Annotated in this window: 16 protein-coding genes and 1 pseudogene; 9 read left to right on the plus strand and 8 right to left on the minus strand. The window is 61.4% G+C overall.

Features of this window, described 5'->3' with window-relative positions; translation table 11 throughout:
• Window position 1 precedes the first annotated feature (1 nt).
• The 3 genes and pseudogenes from WM40_RS22795 to xylB all read left to right on the plus strand — a co-directional run bounded on the left by WM40_RS22795 (window position 2) and on the right by xylB (window position 4223).
• A complete protein-coding gene (locus WM40_RS22795; RefSeq protein ID WP_024905660.1) occupies window positions 2-1216 on the plus strand; it encodes an ABC transporter ATP-binding protein in 1215 nt (404 codons plus the stop codon).
• A gap of 50 nt (window positions 1217-1266) precedes the next feature.
• Window positions 1267-2654: pseudogene (gene dalD / locus WM40_RS22800) on the plus strand (D-arabinitol 4-dehydrogenase).
• 99 nt (window positions 2655-2753) lie between these two features.
• Entirely contained in the window at window positions 2754-4223 is a 1470-nt protein-coding gene (xylB, locus tag WM40_RS22805) for a xylulokinase (RefSeq protein WP_046154088.1), read from the plus strand.
• A 32-nt stretch (window positions 4224-4255) separates the two neighbouring features.
• Here the strand turns inward: xylB and WM40_RS22810 are convergent, their stop codons facing one another.
• Together WM40_RS22810 and WM40_RS22815 are read right to left on the minus strand one after the other, a co-directional pair.
• The gene (locus WM40_RS22810) at window positions 4256-5212 is read right to left on the minus strand and encodes a sugar-binding transcriptional regulator (RefSeq protein WP_024905657.1); all 957 of its coding nucleotides are present in this window, start codon (window positions 5210-5212) and stop codon (window positions 4256-4258) included.
• A 360-nt stretch (window positions 5213-5572) separates the two neighbouring features.
• A complete protein-coding gene (locus WM40_RS22815) occupies window positions 5573-6727 on the minus strand; it encodes a porin (protein WP_024905655.1) in 1155 nt (384 codons plus the stop codon).
• Window positions 6728-8046: 1319 nt separating this feature from the next.
• Here WM40_RS22815 and WM40_RS22835 point away from each other — a divergent pair.
• Entirely contained in the window at window positions 8047-8781 is a 735-nt protein-coding gene (locus tag WM40_RS22835) for a GntR family transcriptional regulator (protein WP_024905652.1), read from the plus strand.
• Between the two features lie 169 nt (window positions 8782-8950).
• Here WM40_RS22835 and WM40_RS22840 read toward each other — a convergent pair whose 3' ends face one another.
• From WM40_RS22840 to WM40_RS22850, 3 genes are all read right to left on the minus strand, one after another.
• Complete coding sequence (locus WM40_RS22840; protein ID WP_046154091.1) at window positions 8951-10153, minus strand: pyridoxal phosphate-dependent aminotransferase; 1203 nt, start codon at window positions 10151-10153, stop codon at window positions 8951-8953.
• A gap of 142 nt (window positions 10154-10295) precedes the next feature.
• Window positions 10296-11081 (minus strand): SDR family oxidoreductase, encoded by a 786-nt coding sequence (locus WM40_RS22845; RefSeq protein ID WP_024905650.1) that lies wholly within the window; start codon window positions 11079-11081, stop codon window positions 10296-10298.
• Window positions 11081-12007, minus strand: coding sequence for a dihydrodipicolinate synthase family protein (locus WM40_RS22850; protein ID WP_046154092.1), 927 nt, complete (start codon window positions 12005-12007; stop codon window positions 11081-11083). Before WM40_RS22850 ends, WM40_RS22845 begins: the two co-directional genes overlap by 1 nt.
• A 93-nt stretch (window positions 12008-12100) precedes the next feature.
• Here WM40_RS22850 and WM40_RS22855 point away from each other — a divergent pair, with 93 nt between their 5' ends.
• From WM40_RS22855 to WM40_RS22865, 3 genes are all read left to right on the plus strand, one after another.
• A complete protein-coding gene (locus WM40_RS22855) occupies window positions 12101-12832 on the plus strand; it encodes an aspartate/glutamate racemase family protein (protein ID WP_024905648.1) in 732 nt (243 codons plus the stop codon).
• Between the two features lie 211 nt (window positions 12833-13043).
• Window positions 13044-13469: a hypothetical protein gene (locus WM40_RS22860; protein WP_046154094.1), complete on the plus strand. Its 426-nt coding sequence runs from the start codon at window positions 13044-13046 to the stop codon at window positions 13467-13469.
• A gap of 100 nt (window positions 13470-13569) precedes the next feature.
• Window positions 13570-13806 (plus strand): hypothetical protein, encoded by a 237-nt coding sequence (locus WM40_RS22865; protein WP_046154095.1) that lies wholly within the window; start codon window positions 13570-13572, stop codon window positions 13804-13806.
• A 32-nt stretch (window positions 13807-13838) separates the two neighbouring features.
• Here WM40_RS22865 and WM40_RS22870 read toward each other — a convergent pair whose 3' ends face one another.
• Both WM40_RS22870 and WM40_RS22875 read right to left on the minus strand, forming a co-directional pair.
• Window positions 13839-15635, minus strand: coding sequence for a GMC family oxidoreductase (locus WM40_RS22870; RefSeq protein WP_024905646.1), 1797 nt, complete (start codon window positions 15633-15635; stop codon window positions 13839-13841).
• A gap of 4 nt (window positions 15636-15639) precedes the next feature.
• Window positions 15640-16464 carry a substrate-binding periplasmic protein gene (locus WM40_RS22875; RefSeq protein WP_024905645.1) on the minus strand — a complete coding sequence of 275 codons (825 nt, stop codon included), beginning with the start codon at window positions 16462-16464 and terminating at the stop codon, window positions 15640-15642.
• Between the two features lie 164 nt (window positions 16465-16628).
• On the opposite strand from WM40_RS22875, the gene WM40_RS22880 reads away from it, so the two are divergent.
• Entirely contained in the window at window positions 16629-17789 is a 1161-nt protein-coding gene (locus WM40_RS22880) for a mandelate racemase/muconate lactonizing enzyme family protein (protein WP_046154096.1), read from the plus strand.
• A gap of 95 nt (window positions 17790-17884) precedes the next feature.
• Here the strand turns inward: WM40_RS22880 and WM40_RS22885 are convergent, their stop codons facing one another.
• Window positions 17885-19150, minus strand: a complete 1266-nt coding sequence (locus WM40_RS22885; protein ID WP_046154097.1) for an NAD(P)/FAD-dependent oxidoreductase — start codon at window positions 19148-19150, stop codon at window positions 17885-17887.
• Between the two features lie 340 nt (window positions 19151-19490).
• Here WM40_RS22885 and WM40_RS22890 point away from each other — a divergent pair, with 340 nt between their 5' ends.
• Complete coding sequence (locus WM40_RS22890; protein ID WP_024905642.1) at window positions 19491-20258, plus strand: amino acid ABC transporter ATP-binding protein; 768 nt, start codon at window positions 19491-19493, stop codon at window positions 20256-20258.
• The last annotated feature ends 167 nt before the right edge of the window (window positions 20259-20425 follow it).

Raw genomic sequence — 20425 nt, forward strand, 5'->3', positions numbered from 1 at the left:
GATGGCCCGACTGCAAACGCGTAATCTCAGCAAGCGGTATGGCGATACCGACGTGATTCATGGCATCGACCTGGACATCCAGGATGGTGAATTCGTCGTATTCGTCGGCCCAAGTGGATGCGGCAAATCCACGCTGCTGCGAATGATCGCCGGACTGGAAGACATCTCCGGCGGTGACCTGACAATCGGCGAGCGCCGCGTGAACGACATCCCGCCCGCCAAACGCGGCATTGCGATGGTGTTCCAGTCGTATGCGCTCTACCCGCATATGTCCCTGTACGACAACATGGCGTTCGGCCTGAAGCTTGCCGGCAAATCGAAAGCCGAAATCGAGGTGGCGGTGCGGGACGCCGCACGCATCCTGCATATCGACCATCTGCTGGACCGCAAGCCGCGCCAGTTGTCCGGCGGTCAACGACAACGGGTGGCCATCGGGCGCGCCATCACCCGGCGTCCGGACGTCTTCCTGTTCGACGAACCGTTGTCGAACCTCGATGCGGAATTGCGCGTGAAGATGCGCCTCGAGTTCGCCCGACTGCACGACGAACTGAAGACCACCATGATCTACGTAACCCACGATCAAGTAGAGGCGATGACGCTTGCCGACAAGATCGTCGTGCTGTCAGCAGGCCGCGTGGAACAGGTCGGCTCGCCCGACACGCTGTACCACGCGCCGGCTAACCGGTTCGTCGCCGGCTTTATCGGCTCGCCCAAGATGAACTTCCTTGATGGCCGCGTCGATGCCATCGACGCGCACGGCATTAGCGTGACGTTGAAATCGGGGGCGCGGCAACGTGCCGCGGTTGCATCCGGATCGCTCAGCGTGGGCGATGCCGTGACGCTGGGCATCCGTCCTGAGCACCTCTGGTCACCGGATCTGGCGCCAGCGCCGGCCGCGCGACTGGGCACTGCCCAGGACACCGGGGCCGAGTCACTCGCGCGCCCCGGAACGGGCCACACCACGGGGAGCGGCGACACGGAGACGGGAGTGATCATCGCAAAAGCCACCGTCGTCGAATCGCTCGGCGATGTCGCCTACCTGTATGCCGAATCGAACGATGCCGCCGATGGCGTGATCGTCCGGGTGCCGCCGCGCACGCAGGTGACACGCAACACGACGTTGTCGCTGCAGGCCGAGCCGCAGCACGTGCACGTATTCGATGCGCAGGGCACGGCTTTGCCGCGACACGACGCATCGCAGCGCAACGCCGCCTGATTCCCTTTGTCGCTCGGCTTCGCCGCCTTGCCTTGTTGCCCTCTCATGCCATGACGACATCCGCTTCTCCTTACACGATCCTGCATCTGGGTACCGGCTCGTTTCACCGCGCGCACCAGGCGTGGTACCTCCATACGTTGCGCGAACAGGGCAACCTCGATTGGTCACTGACGGTCGGCAATATCCGCGGCGACGGCAACGCCGTCCTGGACGCTCTGGCGGCGCAAAACGGCGTCTACACATTGGAGACCGTCGATCCGAAGGGCGAGCGCCGGTACGAGACGATCCGCTCGATACAGCAAGTGCTGCCGTGGCGACCTGATCTCGCCAATCTGGTTGCGGTGGGGGCCGATCCTCGCACCCGCATCATTTCCTTTACCGTCACGGAGGGCGGCTATTACCTCGACGAACACCATCGGCTGGACACGGCGAACCCTGACCTGGCCGCCGACCTCGGCGGTGCGCGAACGACGATCTATGGCGCCCTGCGCGCCATCCTGCACGAACGGATGACATCCGACGCGGGACCGCTGACATTACAGAATTGCGACAACCTCCGAAGCAACGGCGAACGTTTCCATGCGGGCATGCGCGCCTTTCTGACTGCCGTGGGGGATAACGCCTTGCTCAGCTGGTTCGATGCAAATACGCGCAGTCCGAACGCGATGGTCGATCGCATCGTTCCACGCCCCGGCCCTGACGTCCGTGAGCGCGTCACCGCGGCGGGCTTCGACGATGTCGTGCCGGTGATGGGCGAACGCTTTATCCAATGGGTGATTGAAGACGATTTCATCGCCGGCCGCCCGCATTGGGAAAAAGTGGGCGTCCAACTGGTGGATTCCGTGCTGCCCTATGAAGAAGCGAAGATCCGCATCCTGAATGCGACGCATAGCTGCATCGCCTGGGCGGGCACGCTGGCAGGCTTGCAGTATATCCACGAAGGCACGCACGATCCGGCCATCCGGCAAGCAGGGTTCGACTATGTGACCCAGGACGTGATTCCGAGCCTGTCGCCGAGCCCGATCGATCTGGCCGCTTACCGCGACACGGTCCTCGATCGCTTCAGCAATCCGAATATTCGAGACACGAACCAGCGCGTTGCCGCCGACGGTTTCTCGAAGATTCCGGGATTCATCGCGCCGACCTTGCGCGAACGGATTGCCGCGGGGCAGCCGTTTGATGCCACCGCGCGCCTGCCCGCTTTGTTTTTGTTTTTCTGGAGGCCTGGCACGAGGGCAAATTGCCCTATGATTACCAGGACGGTGTGATGGACCCGGTGGTGGCGCACGGTTTTTTCGAAAGCGCGAATCCACTCTCCACGTTCACCGCGAATACGCTGCTCTGGGGCTCCCTGGCGGGAAGCAGTGACTTGCGCGATGCCATCGGCCGCCAGGTCGCGGACGTCCGCGCCTGGCTGGCTTCCCTTCAGCGTACCTGACGGCAGCGAGCGGCCCAACGTGCGCGCGAGCGCCGTGCCGTCCGCCACGCGGCGCTGCCCCCAGGCAGTTGTCGCCGACGACAGGAGACAAGGTTTTCCATGTACCTAGGAATCGATCTCGGCACCTCGGAAGTGAAGGTGCTACTGATGACCGCCGCGGGCCGCATCATCGGGACCCGCCGTGCCGCCTATGATGTCTCACGGCCCCGCCCCCGTTTTTCAGAGCAGGATCCGGCACTTTGGTGGAAGGGGACCCGCGAAGCGCTTGCAATGCTACGTGAAGCGCACGCCGACGCGTTCGCGCGGATCGATGGGATTGGACTGACCGGCCAAATGCACGGTGCGACGCTGCTAGACGCGGAGGATCGTGTGTTGCGGCCGGCAATCCTCTGGAACGATATGCGCAGCGCCGAGCAGTGCGTGCAACTGGAAGCCGCTGCGCCGTCAATGCGTCAGATCACCGGCAACATCGCCATGCCGGGCTTTACCGCGCCCAAGCTGCTATGGGTTCGCGAACACGAGCCGGACGTGTTCGCGCGAATCGCGAAAGTGCTGCTGCCGAAAGACTATTTGCGCCTGTTGATGACGGGGGACTATGTGTCGGATCCTTCCGATGCGGCGGGCACGCTGTGGCTGGATGTGGGGCAACGCACATGGTCCGACACAATGCTCGCGGCTTGCGGCCTGACGCGGGATCATATGCCTCGTCTCGTCGAGGGCAGCGATTGCAGTGGCCGCCTGACCGAGGCGGCCGCCGCTGTATTGGGGCTGCGGGCGGGCCTGCCGGTCGCGGGCGGCGGCGGTGACAATGCCGGCAGTGCGATCGGCATTGGTGCGGCGCGTCCCGGGGACGGCTTTATTTCTTTAGGTACGTCGGGTGTCCTGTTTGTCGTCAACGGGCGTTTTCAACCAAATCCGGATTCCGCCGTGCATGCGTTTTGTCATGCGCTGCCCGATCGCTGGCATCAAATGAGCGTCGTGCTGTCTGCCGCGAGTTGCCTCAGGTGGGCATGCCGCCTGACCGGTATCGACGAGCCCGCGCTACTGGAGGAGGTTGCGGCACTGAGCAATGCCGCACGCGAGACGGCACCGCTGTTCCTGCCTTATTTGTCCGGCGAACGCACGCCGCACAACGATCCCTATGCGCAAGGCGTGTTGTTTGGCATCACGCACGAGACGGGACGCGCACAGCTTGGTTACGCCGTGCTGGAAGGCGTGGCCTTTTCATTGGCGGATGGGTTGGACGCATTGCGTGCCGCAGGCACCGAAGTGCGGGCGTTGTCGTTGGTCGGCGGTGGCTCGCGCAGCAACGAGTGGGCGCAATTGATCGCCGACACGTTGCAGGTCACGATCCATCAGCACGAAGGCGCCGAAGCGGGCGCGGCACTGGGTGCCGCGATCCTTGGTGCGCTGGCGGCGGGGGCCGACGAAAAAACGCTGCTGCGCCAGCCGCCGATACGCGCATCTTATACGCCCGACGCCGTGCGTCACGCCGCGCTGCAGCCACGGTTGCAGCGATACCGGGCGCTGTATCACGCCACGGCACCGCTATTCCGCGACACGGCATAGCCGACCGCTCTCGAACACGCGCCGGTGCCGCCTTACGCCGCAGTCATTTCCAGTACCGCGGCGGCGCAACGCTCGTCGGTGACGAGGCCCGTGAGCCAGGCCCCGCGCAACGCCGCCGCAACGGCCGCGTGCTTGAGCTGGCCGCCGGCAAAACCGATCGTCGGCACCGACGGCGGCGACTGCAACGTCAAACTCGTCAGCCGCCGTTGCGCCGGTGCTTCGACAATCCGGCCATCGGCATCGATCGAGCGGCCCAGCAGCTCTCCTACCGCCCCCCGCGCCGTCAAATCATGGACTTCATCTCGCGTAATGAATCCATCCGCTTCCTGTGGGCAGTCCGGACCGATGTGACCAATGCCAACGAACGCGACATCGGCATTGGCACTCAATTGCTCCACCACCTGGTAAAGCCGGTGATTGCACCAGTGCTGCGCCTCCTCCTCGCTATCCGCCATCAGCGGCGCCGGCATCAGGAAGCGCTTGCAGCCAAGACGTTCCGAAATCAGGGTGGCCACATCGTAGGGATTCGACGACCCGTCGCGCGCGATCGTGCCGACCATCGATACCAGTCGGTGCGCCGGTCGCGAAAGGCCGGACAGCTCGGCGGCGGCGGCCTTCAACGTCCGGCCGCTGCTGACGCTCACCACGATTGGCGCTTCGCTGCTGAGATAGCGCTCGAACACGGCTGCGGAGGTGACCGCGATCTTCTTCTTCAAATCCTCGTCGTTGTCGTCATCAAACGGGACGACCTCACAGAGCGTCAGGCCGAAGCGCGCGGATAGCTGCTCCGCCAGGGCCAGGCAGGATGCGGTTCGATGGGTGACACGGACACGGACGAGATTCTTGTCGGTTGCCAACGCGATCAGACGCTGGGCCACAGGGCGTGAGACCCGCAGCGTGTCCGCCACCTGGTGCTGCGTCTTGCCCGCCACGAAGTAGAGCCATGCCGCACGCGCGGCCAGATCGAGTTTTTCGAGAGATTTCGACACGGGCGGTAAGAGAAAACGACGATAAGAATGGCGAGGTGCAAACCGGCGCCTCGCGTTGTCATCAGTGTAGCAATTTAGCTGCCGCCGCACGCACTATCCTGACCGCCCCTGCGTATCGTCAACGCACCGGAAAATAGCGTTTGCGTGAAGGGCGTTGCCCCACCGCGCCGACGCGTGATACGCGGCGGTCCGCATGACAGGTGCACGACCTGGATTTCGCGGGAAGAAAAAAACCGGCCATAAGGGCCGGTTTTTATCCGAGATATCGATGACGAGATAGCCATCATCGATGCCTCGGCAATATATTTCTTTATCAAGCATCCCGGAATGCCGCAACGTCGCGGATCCGGGAATACCGATTTAGAACTTGTTGTACATGCCGATACGAACCAACGCCTGGCTGCGGCCCGACGAGTTCGAGCCACCATTCATCGCGTCGCCAACGCTTGCCTGCGCGTTCACGATCTGGCCGGATGCGTTAAGCGTTTGGCCGTAGGCGTGCTGATAGCCAGCGAACAAGTAGAAGCCTGTGCGCTTGCTCAGCGAATAGATCGCCTTACCTGCGATCTGCTGGTAGCGCGGAGCCGACGTTTGCGACGCAGCGTCAACCTTCTGGCCGAACGTATAGTTGTACGACAGGCCCACGATCAATGCCGGGTTCAACTGGTACGTACCAACCGCGCCAACCGAGTTGTAGGCCACCGAGTGACGGATGTACGACGTTGCCGACGGCAGGTATTGCGTGTAGGCGTACACCAAGCCGAGGTAGATGTCAGGTGACAACTGCGTACCGGCAACGGCGTTGATGCTCTGCTGCGCCTTCGCGTTCACATAGCCTGCTGAAATCACGTTGGTGCTCGCGATGGCCGCGGCGTTCGTGCCGCCGTTATAGGCGGTATTCGTACGGTAGTACGTCGCACCCGCCACGATCGGGCCTTGGATGTAGCTCAAGCCAGCAGCGTATGCCGAACCGCCGTTCATTTGGCCGGCATTGTTGCCGAAGCCGTACATGATTTCACCGGTCAGGCCGTTGTACGTCAACGTCTTGTACTTGACCGAGTTGTTGACGCGAACACCGTTGTCCATGTCCGAGATATCGCCCGGGAACGTACCAATACCGCCAACGATGGCCGGACCGTAAGATTCGATCAGGTCAGTCGTCGGGGCGTATTGGCGGCCGAACGTCAACGTACCGTATTGCTTGCTTGCCAGGCCGACGAATGCTTGACGGTTGAACTCGGTACCGGACGACGAGAAATTACCCGTACCGATGTTGAAACCGTTTTCCAGGTTGAAGATCGCAGCCAGACCACCGCCCAGATCTTCGGTACCCTTCAAGCCCCAACGATTACCGTAGTCGCCGCCGCTCAAGAAGCTGTACTTCGACGTGCCAACGCTGTTGGAGGTGTATTGCAGACCGGCGTCAACGATACCGTACAGCGTCACGCTCGATTGCGCGTGCGCCGTGACCACACCGGCGCCCAGCAGCGCTGCCAGCAACAAAGATTTTTTCAAGACATCCCCCGTTAGGTAAAAAGAAAACGGTTTTACTGCGTCAAATCGATCACCGAGGCTGGAGACCTATCCGGCATCACGAAATTCTGCTCAAACGCGTCGTACCATGCCACCCGTACGCTGTGCACGATGCGGGCGCCGTCCCGTATCGCATCGACTATTTCCCTGGCCGCGGCTTGTACACTCCTCCGGAGATACGCCGTGATCCTGAATAGATCTGCTTGTCCATCCAATCGCTCGACAACGTACGTTGCCCGGCAGGCGTTTGAACGTCTGCGTGAGACTCTAAAGGTGCCCCCATTGATGGATCAAGAAAAAAAATGCTGCCTTTCGGTTTCGTTGCAGCTTTGCGACGGAATAAGCACTCGAGACGGACCAATTTCGCTCTTTTCTGGAAGTCACCGGAAGTTCACGTAAAACAGATGACAGTTGTAAGACGTTCGTGCCTAGATGCCTGTGAATATGCTTAGAACGAATTTGACAATCGGCTTTCTTGGCAAACCACAACGTCACCCGAAGCGCTTTGCGCGCGCCGTGGCATGCGCACGGGATCGATCAAGAAGGGCGCAATCGGTGCCCGTCAACCCCTCGTTGTATGCATCTACGCAACATTGCCTGGTCAATTAGACGGCAGGGCGTCCATTTCGCCGATACAGGACGGTGTCCCGCAATCGCGAAAAAAAGCAAGATCGCGACTTGGATGTCAATGGCCGGATCGGCAAGCGTGACCCACCGCCCGTAGTAAGCCTGAGGGAAGCGATCGTACCGTTGATCGCCCTTCGTTTTCTGCGGGAACTGGTGGATATATCACGTCAAATCCTACCTAAAATCGCGGCGAAACCTGATAGCCACAATCGTCATGATCAAATACGACGGGCACCATCCCGCAAGGTCACGATCGTGCACACTGTTGCGTCGCCGGCCACGCGATCTGCCTATGCACAACTGATTAATGGCTAGGGTTTTTGTCCATTGTGCGCGATGTACCTCGACGCGTTTTGCAGAGGATTCAAACGTTCTTTTGTAGAGCGATTTTCCTGGCTGCAAAATTTACGTGCGGCTTCAAAAGCACGATAAGATGCGTGAAAAGCAAGGTCTGGCACCGCATGTCCGATTCTGCGGGTCGGGTCGATCTGGCTCGGCCAACCCGCGGTGACAAGGCCTTTTGATACATGCCGATCGACTGCCTTACGCGCCACGCCCCCTCCAGCGTGAGCGAAATGCCTCGGGCGGGCATGCCATAAAGACAATTAAATTAGCTGGTGGTACACGACACCAAGCCTGCGGTCATGCGCGTTTGGTTCGGTCAATGAGAGTTCATGGACACTATCGTCGAAATCGATGAAATAGCGGGTTCGCAATTCACTCTGCAACGCCGCAAGATATCACCATCATTAATGGAACAGGCGTACGCGCGCCTGCGCAGCGAAATCCTCTCGTGCCGGCTGGCTCCCGGTGCGGAAGTATCGGAAGCGGACATCGCAGAGAGGCTGCAAATGAGCAAGAGCCCGGTGCGCGAAGCCCTTGGCCGGTTGCGCAGCGAGGGTTTCGTCAAAGCCTATCCGCGTCGAGGCTATCAAGTCGTACCGCTAACAATCAGCGACCTGAATGAACTGCTCGACTTACGCAATATTATTGAGACTGGCGCAGTCGGACTGGCCGCGGAAAGGATCACGGAGGCGGAGCTGGATGAGCTAAGTCGTCTGGCGGATGCCAGCTACGATACAAAGATCATGAGCAGCCTGGACCAGTTCGTGGCGGCAAATCGAGAATTCCACGCGGCCATCGCCCGGGCGTGTGGCAATCGCCGACTGTACGAGCAAGTAGTGAACTGTCTCGATGGCCTTGAACGTTTCTTTTATGTGGGCGCCCGGACCCGCGACATCAATCCGGAAGTAAAGGACGACCATCATCGATTGGTCCGGTTGCTACGGGAGCACGATGTCGATGGCGCGCGCGATATGATCATCGAACACAATAACGGCACTCGTGACGGGCTCGTCAAGGTGATCAGCCATGGCTGGGGTACCGCCGGGGGATTGTGGGTGGAATAAGCGGCAATGCGCAGCTTACGGCGCAGGGGGGGGCGACACCCCTGACGCCAGACGTAACCCTCCCGCCCCTCCTCGGGCGGGAGGGGCGCGAACGACACCAGACCGGCGGTCCCGCCATCGATAGCGCGGAAGCCGATACGTCATGGAAGAGGCGACAGCGCCCACTCCGTTAGTCCAGTTTCGCGCAGAACTGCTGAATCCGCGTGCAGGCATCTTCCAGTTCCGCATCCGATGCCGCATAGGACAGGCGGAAGTTTGGCCCCTGGCCGAACGCCGTGCCATGTACCACCGCCACGCCGACATCGTCGACCAACGCGCGGGTGAAATCGCCGTCGGTCTCGATCAGACGGCCATTCGGCGCCTTGCGGCCAATCAGCGCCGCGCACGATGGATAGACATAAAATGCGCCGTCCGGCACCGCGCAGCGCAGCCCATTGGCAGCATTCAACATGCTGACGACCCGGTCACGGCGACGCTGGAATACCGCACGCCATTCCGCGAGGAAATCCTGTGGTCCGTTCAATGCCGCCACCGCGGCCCACTGGGACACGGAGCTGGCATTGCTCGTCAACTGTCCCTGAATCGTATCCATCGCCTTGATCAACTGCTGCGGTCCGGCACCATAGCCGATTCGCCAGCCCGTCATCGCATAAGCCTTGGAAACACCATTGACGATCAGGGTCCGGTCCTTCAGCCGCGGCTCGACCTGCGCCGGCGTGGTGAAGGTGAAATCGCCATACACCAGATGTTCATATATATCGTCCGCCATGATCCACACATGCGGATGACGCAATAAAACATCGGTCAGCGCCTTCAGTTCGTCACGGCTATACGCCGCACCCGTCGGGTTGCACGGCGAATTCAACAGCACCCATTTCGTCCGCGAGGTAATCGCGCACTCAAGGACATCCGGTTGCAGCTTAAGGCAATGCTCCGGACTGACCGGGATGATGACCGGCGTGGCATCGCAGAGTGACACCAATTCAGGGTAAGAAACCCAGTACGGTGCGGGGATAATCACTTCATCGCCCGGCCCCAATGTTGCCAGCAACGCATTGGAGATCACCTGCTTGCCGCCCGTGGACACGATGATCTCGGCCGGGCTGTAATCCAGTCCGTTTTCTCGCTTGAACTTGGCGGCAATGGCGCTACGCAGCTCGGGAACACCGCTGACCGCGGTGTAGCGGGTATGCCCCTTCTCCATCGCTTTTGCCGCCGCTTCACGAATATGCCGTGGCGTGTCGAAATCCGGTTCACCAGCGCTCAGCGCGATGATGTCTTTGCCTGCGGCACGCAATTGCGCGGCGTATTGGCCGGCGGCGATTGTCGCGGACGGTTTGATGCGCGCAAGCGCGGGGGAGAGGAACGTCATGGCGGAACGGTTCGATCAGGAAGCGATAGCGGAAAAAACACCCAATGATACGCGGCCCAAACGCAAAATGGCCACGCCGACGCATCAAATGCATGCACGACGTGGCCTTCGCTTCATGCGATGCCAGATACGACGCGGCGGGTCAGACGCCCTTGACCGCGCCGCCATCGACGCGGATCTTGCTGCCGGTCACATACGATGCCCGCTCACTGGCAAGAAAGGCGACCACAGACGCAAATTCGTCCGGGCGGCCATAGCGGCCCACGGGAATCGCGGCGGCCGATGCCTTTGCCACCTCCTCAAGGCGTTGACCCGTGCGTTGTGCGGCATTGTTGTCCAGTTGCACGACCCGGTCCGTATGAATACGGCCCGGCATGACGACATTGACGGTAATGCCGTGCGCGGCCACTTCGTTTGCGAGCGTCTTCGACCAGCCGACGACCGCGGCACGAATACCATTCGAGAGGGCCAGCCGCGGAATGGGTTGCTCGACGCCGGACGACGATATCGTGATCACACGCCCCCATTGCCTGGCCTGCATCGGCGGCAGCAACTTCTGTGTCAACTCGAACAAATTCGCGGCCATGGTCTCGAACTGTGCAATCCAGTCACTGCGCTTCGCCTCCACGGCCGATGACGGCGGAGGCCCCCCGGCATTGTTGACCAGGACATCGACGCCCCCCTCGGCGATCAGGCGGGCGGTCAACGCCTCGACCTGCGCCAGGTCGGACACGTCGAAACGCTCGGCCCGCACATTCTGCCGCTGATCTGCCGGCAACGCGGCAATCCAGGCCTCGATCAACTCGGTTCGGCGTGCCGCGGCAATCACAATGGCGCCTTCTGCCGCCAGTGCCTGCGCGCTCGCGGCGCCCAAGCCACTGCTCGCACCAATCACCAACGCCCGCTTTCCTTTCAGTCCCAAATCCATCAATCCAACTCCTTCAAACGACGCGCCAAACGCGCGGTCAACCTGTCGATATCGGCGATGTCACCCGCGGACAGCGTCGGTCCGGGGCGACGCAGCATCGGCGTGGCGATAGCGCCGCGCTTGGCCAGCGTGTACTTGCGCACGGCAAGACCCAGCCCCGGCTGCTGTTCATAACGCGCCAGCGGCAGATAGGCATCGAAGAGGTCCTGTGCTCGCTCGAACTCGCTCGCATGATGTGCCGCCACGATCTGACTCATCATTTCAGGATACGCGAAACCGGTCATTGCTCCATCGGCGCCACGATGCATTTCTTCCGGCAAAAACATGCCACCGTTCCCGGTCAAGATCGAGATACGGCGCGCGCCCTTCTTCTCGGCCGCGCGTAATGCATCGATCTTTGCAAGGCCGGGCCAGTCCTCGTGTTTGAGCATCACGCAAGATGGCACCGCCTCGACAATCCTCAGGATCGCCGAGGCAGACATCTGCACCGTGGTCGCCAAAGGGAAGTCCTGCAGCACCCACGGCGTATCGCCCAGCGTTTCCGCCGCGCCGGTGAAGTAATGGAACAATTGGTCGTCGGTACGCAATGTCGACGGTGGTGCCACCATTACGCCCGACGCGCCAAGATCCATCACACGGCTCGACAACTCCTTCATCGACGCGAATCCCGGCGCTGACACGCCCACCACGACCGGAAATTGCGGGCCGACGCGGGCCATGACGCGCTTGACAAATTGTGCGGACTCATCGGTCGTCAGTTTGGGCGCTTCCCCCATCATCCCCAACACCGTCAAACCGGTCGCACCTTTTTCAAGATAGAAATCCACCATGCTGTCCGTGCTGGTGAGGTCCAGACTACCGTCGTCTGTAAAAGGCGTTACCGCAATGACAAAAACGCCGGATGCGCGTTCGTCGAGCCGGGACATATTGTTTCTCCTATCGCTTGTCGCTATTTAATATGCGACGTAGAATATCATTGTATATTTCACTATCACTGTCCAGTCCTGGAGCATTTTGCCTTGGATTCCGCCGCTTCTTCTAGTGCCTCGGTCAGTGTCATCGCGCCTTCCGCCGCACCCGCCTCGTATACCCCGCCGCGCATACTGGTCATTAATCCAAACAGCTCGGATACCATGACCCGGGCAATGGACGCGCCACTCGATATATTGCGTAGAAGCGGCGCATATCGGGTGGAGTCGGTCCGCTTGCCTGACGCACCACCCGGGATTGAGTCACAGGCGGACATCGAAACGGTCGTGCCGATGATCGCCGCGCGTATCCGCCAAGACGACGCAGATGCTTTTGTCATCGCCTGCTACTCCGATCCGGGCCTAGCGCTCGCACGCGAAGTCAGCAAGAAGCCGGTAATCGGGATCGCGGAATCGTCCATGATCGTTGCAACGGATTTAGGCCGCAAGTTCGGCATCGTGTCGATTCTCGATAAGTCCATTCCGCGGCACCGCCGCTATGTCCGCTCGCTCGGTCTCGAAAACCGCCTCGCAAACGACCGGGCGATCAACTCCGGCGTGGCCGGCCTGGAAGATCATGGGGCCGTCGACAAGGTGATCAGCGTCGGCCGTGTGTTGCGTGATCAGGACGGCGCCGACGTGCTGATTCTAGGCTGTGCCGGAATGGGGCATTTCCGTGGCCAAATTGAAGCGGCGCTGGGCATTCCGGTCGTCGATCCAACGCAAGCCGCAGTCAGTCGCGCCATGAATCTGCTGGCGCTAGGCTACCGTCCCGGCCATTGATCCGGTGATGACGCTTCGTCCCGCTGTATACGGCACCGCTCCGCGAAAGACCATGCGGCGGCCAGGGCATGCACTCCGAAATACAAGGCGTGCAAGATTCGCTTCAGCCAAAAGGTCAATGGCGAGGCAAATGCATTCTCGTGTGGCCGAAATCCCGTATTCTGGACTCCTATCCACAATGAGCGGCTGAAATTCGGAAGCATGCGCGACCATGCAGACATTTGCCTGCGCCAAGCATGTCTGCCTCAGCCGGGAGTACATGCGTTTAACCCTTGCCCGCACGGATCAGCCCGGCCAGCGGCGACATTCATTGCCCGCCGATTTCGCTTACGCCATGCCCCAGGTACATACGGGGCTCGACGATGCGCTATTCGCGATAGAACCGCTCGCGCATGCGACACGCGTAACGGACTGGGTCACTGATACAGTGCGCTTCGTCAGGGAAACACACCCTTACGAGCAGGCCGAAACGCCCCCGCCGCCTGCACGCTGTGAAGAATCGGCCGGCGCCACCGCATCGACCAACACTTTGGTGGGCCGTGAAACACCGCCGCCATCGTATCAATCGGTAGTGATATCTCGTCACTTGCCGGCCAGTGTGCCCCCCCCCTCAACCGACATTGCCTGCACCGCCTGACCCGCTTGTGCAAAGCCGACGCGACGCCTTACTTGCCCTTGCATCACGACGCGGGGAAGACCTTGACAGGTTGGACCCGCCACCTAGCTATCGACAATGCATGGGAGAACCGCATGCCAGCGAAGCGGAGACCAGCGCCGAGTTTGCACGCAGTGCCCGTGCATTGAACCGACATGGGTCGCGATCGGACATCGAAGCGCTGGTGGATAACGCACGACGCGAAAGCTGCTTCAGGCGAAACCGCGTCGCTATCATACTGCTGGTCACCGCTTTTTTCGCTTTTGCGCTACCCGTGATCATCGGCTTTTTACGCCACCACTATCGCAACGCGCAGTGATCATCTAGCCGAAAGAAACAGGCCATATCGCGCTACATGCCGGAAAGCATTATCGCGGCGGCACGCTCACCAATCATCAATGCGGCCGCGTGCAACGGCGCGTTGGGAATCCGGGGCATCACCGAAGTATCCGCTACCCGCAGACCGGCGATGCCATGCACCCGCAAGTGCGGATCCACGACCGATTGCGCATCGGTACCGAATGCGCACGTCCCGCACTGATGATAGGCAGTGCCGGAATCGCTACGAATCAGTGCCGCGAGCCTGGCACGGGCGCCGGCGTCGCGCCTGATGCGTTCAGCGAGATCGCGCCCGCCAAACAGCGCGGTCAAGGCACCGGGGCCGCCGTCGGGTTGCCATCGATACGCCATCGCCGGTTGGCGCATCACCGTGTCGGCAATCGCAACAGCAGCACTCATGACCTCGATATCGCGCGGGTCGGAGAAAGCGCCGGTACGAATACGCGGCGGTATCCGCGGGTTGGCGCTCGCGAGCGAAACGCTGCCGCGACTGAACGGCTGGCCTTGCTGCACCGCCAGCGTGACGCCGTGATCGCGCGGCAGCACGCCAAGCCCGGTCACGTCGCCTTCGGGAAACAGCACCGGGCTCATGACGATCTGCGCATCCGGCGTGGCAAGTGACGGCGCCGTGCGAACAAACCCCGCCGCATGGAATATTCCTTCAGCCAGCACACCTTTTCGTCCTGCCAGATAGCGCAAACCTTGCACGGCGGCTTCCACCGGATGCATCAAGTGCTTCAGCGACAGCGGTGCCTTGATCCGATAGCGCATCGGGAACGACGGATGATTCTGCAAGTTGGCGCCCACGCCGGCTAGGTCCGCTCGCACGGCCAGCCCCTGCGCACGCAGTTGCGCCGCGGGGCCGATACCGGAGAGCAGCAGCAGGTGCGGCGACTTCACCGCGCCGGCGCATAACACGACCTCGCGCCGCGCGCGTAGCAAAGTGGTGGCACCAGCCAGTGAGCCGCGCTCGATCTGATAGATGACGCCGATCGCGCGGCCGCCCTCGATCGCAATCCGCGATACCGGGGCGGAGGTAAGGATATGAAGATTAGGCCGCCGCATCGCAGGGGTCAAATACGATGCCATTACCCCGCCGCGCTCGCCCTTTGCGATCGTCACATCGGTCAGGCCGAAGACATCGACCCCATTTGTATTGAGATCCTCGGTACGCGCATAACCGGCTTGTTGCGCTGCCTGCAGGAAGTCATCGACGAGCGCGCCGGCACGCGATGTCATGGGCCGCGACGGCCGTACGCGCAAGGGTCCGGCGCTACCATGAAACGGCCCCGCGCCCCGCGCATTGGATTCCGCATCCTTATACGTTTGCAGAATCGTATCGAACGACCAGGCCGATCCGCCCGCTTCTTCCCACAGCGCGTAGTCTGCACGATGACCACGGCCATACACCATGCCATTGATCTGGCTTGATCCACCCAAGAGCCGCCCTTGCAGCAGCGTTACCGCGCGACCGGTAAAGCCTGGTTCCGGCTCGACGAAGTGGCGCCAGTTGACCGCGCCGACGCGCGCCGCGAAGGGACTCAATGCCGGCACGCGAAAGCGTGACATCACCGATGCGGCCGACCAAAACGCGGAAAGGGGTGACAACGCACCTGACAATGATGACAGTGCGTTGCCCGGCCCGGCCTCCAGCAGCGCCACCTGGCACGCCGGGTCCTCGCTCAGCCGTGCGGCCAATACGCCTCCGGCAGCGCCGCCACCGACGATGACGTAGTCAACTTCGCGCGGCGGCGCGACGTCATGACCGAAGGGAGGGCCGCCAAGCGGACCGGATGAATGGAGGGGCACCTGCTCAGTCCTTCACTTCACTCCACGGCAGGCTCTTGCCGACCCATTTGTCGGTGAGCTTTTCCAATGAGCCATCGGCGCGGTACTTCGCGATAAGCGCATTGATCTTTTGCTGCAGCGCCGGTTCCTCCTTGCGGATCACGACAGCGGACGTGGCCACTTGCAAGGAATCACCCAGCATGGCTAATGGCCGATGCGCCGAATTGATCATGTAGGCCGGCGTCAGGTAATTGCCGACTAGCACGTCGACGCGACCATTCTGCAGATCCAGTAACAACTCCGACCAACCCGGATATTCACGAATATCGCTCAAGCAGCCCGCGGGCAACTTTGCCTGAGCCGTCTTGATTTCATTGGCGCCCTTGATCACCCCGACCTTCTTGCCGCACACGTCTTTCCAACCATGAATACGGTTGTCGCCCGCACGCTTGGCGCCCGCCACGCCGTTCACCACATACGGATCGGACATCAGGAAATCGGCGCTTTTGACGCGATCCGGCGTGCGACCAACCGACGATATGACGATGTCGAAACGCCCTGCCTGAATGCCCGCCATCATCGATGACCAACCGAGCGTGACGAATTTCACGTTCAGGCCGAGGTCCTTGCCAATTTTTTTCGCAAGGTCGATGTCATAGCCCGCCAGCTCCGCCTGATCGCTATACATCGTGGCCGGCGGCGATGCCCCCGTCGTACCCACGACCAGCGTGCCGGGCTCAAGAAGATGTGATTTGTAATCGTCGGCAGCATGCGCGCCCATGGGCGAGATACCCGTCGCAAGCCCTACCACTGCGCTCAACCAGGCAGCCATAAACGTGCGTTTCAACATCCCAATATTCTCCGATGACGCGATGTCCCGCCAAGCTGCCCTTTTCGATGCCCCACTAAACATACTAGTAAATATTCCAGATGGGCAATCGGACAATATTGCGCGGTATCATCATCTTCACGTAATGCGTCTGACGCGTCCACTTTCTTTCGTTCGGCTTTCTCATGAAGATCGTCTCCGTGGTGGCTCACCTGGTCCGCATCCCGCTGGCCACCCCGTATGTGATTTCTCGCGGCACGCTGGATGCCTTTACCAATGTCGTCACGGAAATCCGGACCGACGATGGCCTCATCGGCCATGGTGAAGCGGTGCCGGTGTCACTGATCGGCGACCCGGTGCAATTCAAGGCCGTGATTGAAAACGACCTGGCGCCGATTGTCATGGGCCGTGATCCTTCGGAGATCGAGTCGCTGGTGGACGCCTGTCTGCGCGCCTCTCGGGGCGTGGTGGCGTCGGTCGCCGGCATCGATCTAGCGCTGTGGGACCTTGTCGGCCAAGCACTCGGCACGCCGGTCTCGGCACTGCTCGGCGGTGGCGGGCTCGGCGTGTCGCGGGAGCGTGCCGATACGTCTTCGCGCGCTCGCGCGCGTGTGCTGGTCGATTACACGACGAGCGTCGACCGCCCCGAGGCAATGGCGCAGGTGGCACGCGAGATCAGCGCGGCCGGCTTCCGTGGCATCGTCGTGAAGGTGGATTGCAAATCGATCGATGTCGATGTCGCACGCGTGCGGGCGGTACGTAACGCGCTGCCAGCCACGTCGACGATGCGCGTGGATTGCAATGGCGGCTATGCACCGGAGCACGCGTTTGCCTTTATCGATCGGATTGCCGGCTTGGGTGTCGAGTTCATCGAGCAACCGGTGAAAGCAAGCGATCTTGCAGGTCTGAAAGCCTGCCGTGGCCGCGGTTTGCGTATTGCCGCCGATGAAAGCCTCGGCACGCCGCAAGACGCGCTGCGTCTGGTGGCTGCCGATGCCTGCGACGTACTGAACGTGAAGGTGCCGAAAGCGGGGGGACTGCTGCAATCCACGCGGGTTGCAGCCATTGCGTCCGCGGCCGGGTTGCCGCTGGTGGTCGGCGGCGGACTGACGTTTGGCATATCGCGTTTTGCAAGCCAGCATCTGGCCGCCAGTTGCACGATGGCCCTCGGCCATTGTCACGAAGGGCCTGGCCCAGCGTCGCAGGCGCTAATCGATGACCTGACGACGCCGCGCGTGAGCCGCCAGCAAGTGAGCGATCATGCCGGCCATGTGCCGGTTTCCAATCGCCCTGGAATGGGGTGCGCCGTCGACCCGCAAAAGATTGCACGGTATCGAATCGGTTGATTCCGTTGAATAGGCGAAACGAGCAAGCACATCACGACCGGTCATCTCGCGATTGCCCATGCTCGTCGACGGGTGCGCCTCCCGGTCGAGCGGCGTCACGCACCCCGCTGGAACCGTTCCGGCCGATACGGCGACATGGGTATCGGCGGCGTTTCACCGAGAATCAGCGCCTCGACGACGCGGGCCGTCATGGGAGCACTGGTCACGCCGATGTGTCCGTGCCCAAATGCAAGAATGGCATTCCGCGCCGCCGCCGCGCGCCCCAGCACGGGCAAACCGTCAGGCGTGCTGGGCCGCAAGCCCATCCAGCGCGTGACAGTCTGGTGGTTGTCGGCAATCCGTGGAAACAGCAACTTGCCCAACGACAACAGACCATCGGCGCGACGCCAGTCCGGCGCCGCGCCTGCGCCAGCGAACTCGGCGGTCCCGGCAAAGCGCAGCCCCTCGACCATCGATGCAGCAAACACCTTGGCCTCGGTAGAGAAAACCGGACGTTGCAGCACGACGTCGCACGCGGTGATCTGCGCGTGATATCCGCGCTCGGGTTCCAACGCTACGCGATTGCCCAATTGCCGCGCGAGCGGCGCCGAATGCGCACCGGCGCAAAGCACCACATGACTGGCCTGAATCATGCCGGAGTCGGTCCGCACCGCCCGCACCAGACCATCGGCGATATCGAAACCAGTCGCGGCGGTACGGCTGACAATGCCGCCATCGCGTTGCAACGCCCGCGCGAAATCCAAGGCCAGTCGCAAAGGGTCCGTGCACTGTGCATTACCGGGCACGAAGCGTCCACAAACAAAGGCCGGATCGAGTTCGGGCTCCATTTGGCGCAGGGTATCGGCGTCCAGCGTGTCAAATGCGATATTCAGGTCGGCGCGCCGCTTCCAGGCCCCATCTTCCCGCGCCATGGCGGCCGCCGAGCGATACACCATCAAATGCCCATCGGCACGGATCAGCGATGAGGCGTGCGCGCGCGCCGCCAGCATCGTGTAGCCATCCACCGCGCCTCCCGTGAGTGCGAAAAGGCCCGCTACGCCTTCGGCGACTTGCGCCGGATTGGCCGCCTTCAGAAAGCGGATCAGCCAGGGGACGAGCGCTGGCAGGTGCGACCAGCGAATCGCCAACGGGCCGAGAGGATCGAGCAGCCATCCCGGGACCTTCCTGTGAATGCCAGGCACCGCCATCGGGAAGATCGACGTCACACTCAAACCACCTGGATTGCCCTGGCTCGCACCGCTGCCAGGCTGCGCCGGATCAATCAGATGCACGCGTTGTCCGCGCCCCTGTAGCGTCAATGCGGTACACAGGCCGACAAGGCCTGCGCCAATGACGACAATGGAAGGGGGAGAGCGTTGCATGGAAACATTCCGGGCAGAGGCGCTGAAACACCGAGGAAACGTACAGGCGCCAAAACCACGACGGCGCGACCATGCGCGTGGCGCACCTTACCGTATGAATTATATTCGCTCAAATATTTCCCTGATATATCTCCAGTATTCCATTTTGATGGCATGGCGCGACGGACATGCGCGGCGGTTGCCACCACGGTCTATCCGCCCATCGCCGCCATGCGTTACCATCGGCAAACCGCATTTGCCCGGACAATCTTAATCTACGCGCGTCGCCTGGTTTTAGCTGCACGCGGCTACCGATAGCGCGTACCCGTTGCGTCCCTTTTGCTCTCTCTGGATTCCGCTCATGCCGTTGCTGGAAGTGCAATCGTTATCGAAACACTTTGGCGATACGCCCATCTTGAAGGATGTGTCGTTTTCCGTCGACAAAGGTGAGGTCATTGGCATCATCGGCACATCCGGTAGTGGCAAAAGCACATTGCTGCGGTGCCTGAATCTGCTGGAACGTCCCGACGGCGGCACCATTCTGATGAACGGCGAATTGGTCGGCCAGCGGCCTCGCGGTGACAAACGCGTGCCGATGCGTGAAAGCGAGATCCTCGGGCATCGCGCCAAGGTCGGCATGGTATTCCAGAGCTTCAATCTGTTTCCGCACATGACCGCGATCCAGAACGTCATGGAAGCGCCCATATATGTACGCGGCATGTCGAAGGTGCAGGCCGCCGGACACGCACATGACCTGCTTGCGCGCGTAAAGCTGGAGGACCGTGCCAATCATTATCCGCACCAGCTTTCCGGTGGACAGCAGCAACGCGTGGCCATCGCGCGCGCGTTGGCGATGGCACCACAGCTGATGCTGTTCGACGAGCCGACATCGGCACTGGACCCGGAGTTGGTCGGCGAGGTCCTGCAGGTCATGAAGGACCTCGCCAGGAACGGCATGACGATGATCTTGGTGTCGCATGAAATGGGCTTCATTCGCGACGTGGCGGACCGGGTGATGTTCATGGGCGGCGGCCATATCCTTGAAAACGCGCCCCCCGATATCTTTTTTAACGCGCCGCGCACGGACGAGGCGAAACGCTTCCTGAATCGATTGCACGTGGTGGCCTAGGCCGGTTTGCACGCGGTCTCCGGGCGTAGCACTTCCCGGCACGGTCATGGGCAATCTTCGCCCGAATCCTTGGCAGGCATGACATGCAATACGCTTTCGATTGGTCTTTCATTTTCCGCGTCTTGCCGAAATTTGGCAGTGCCGTTGCGGTAACGCTCGAACTGTTC

The organism is Robbsia andropogonis, from assembly GCF_000970345.1.
In the GTDB taxonomy this organism is placed as follows: domain Bacteria; phylum Pseudomonadota; class Gammaproteobacteria; order Burkholderiales; family Burkholderiaceae; genus Robbsia; species Robbsia andropogonis.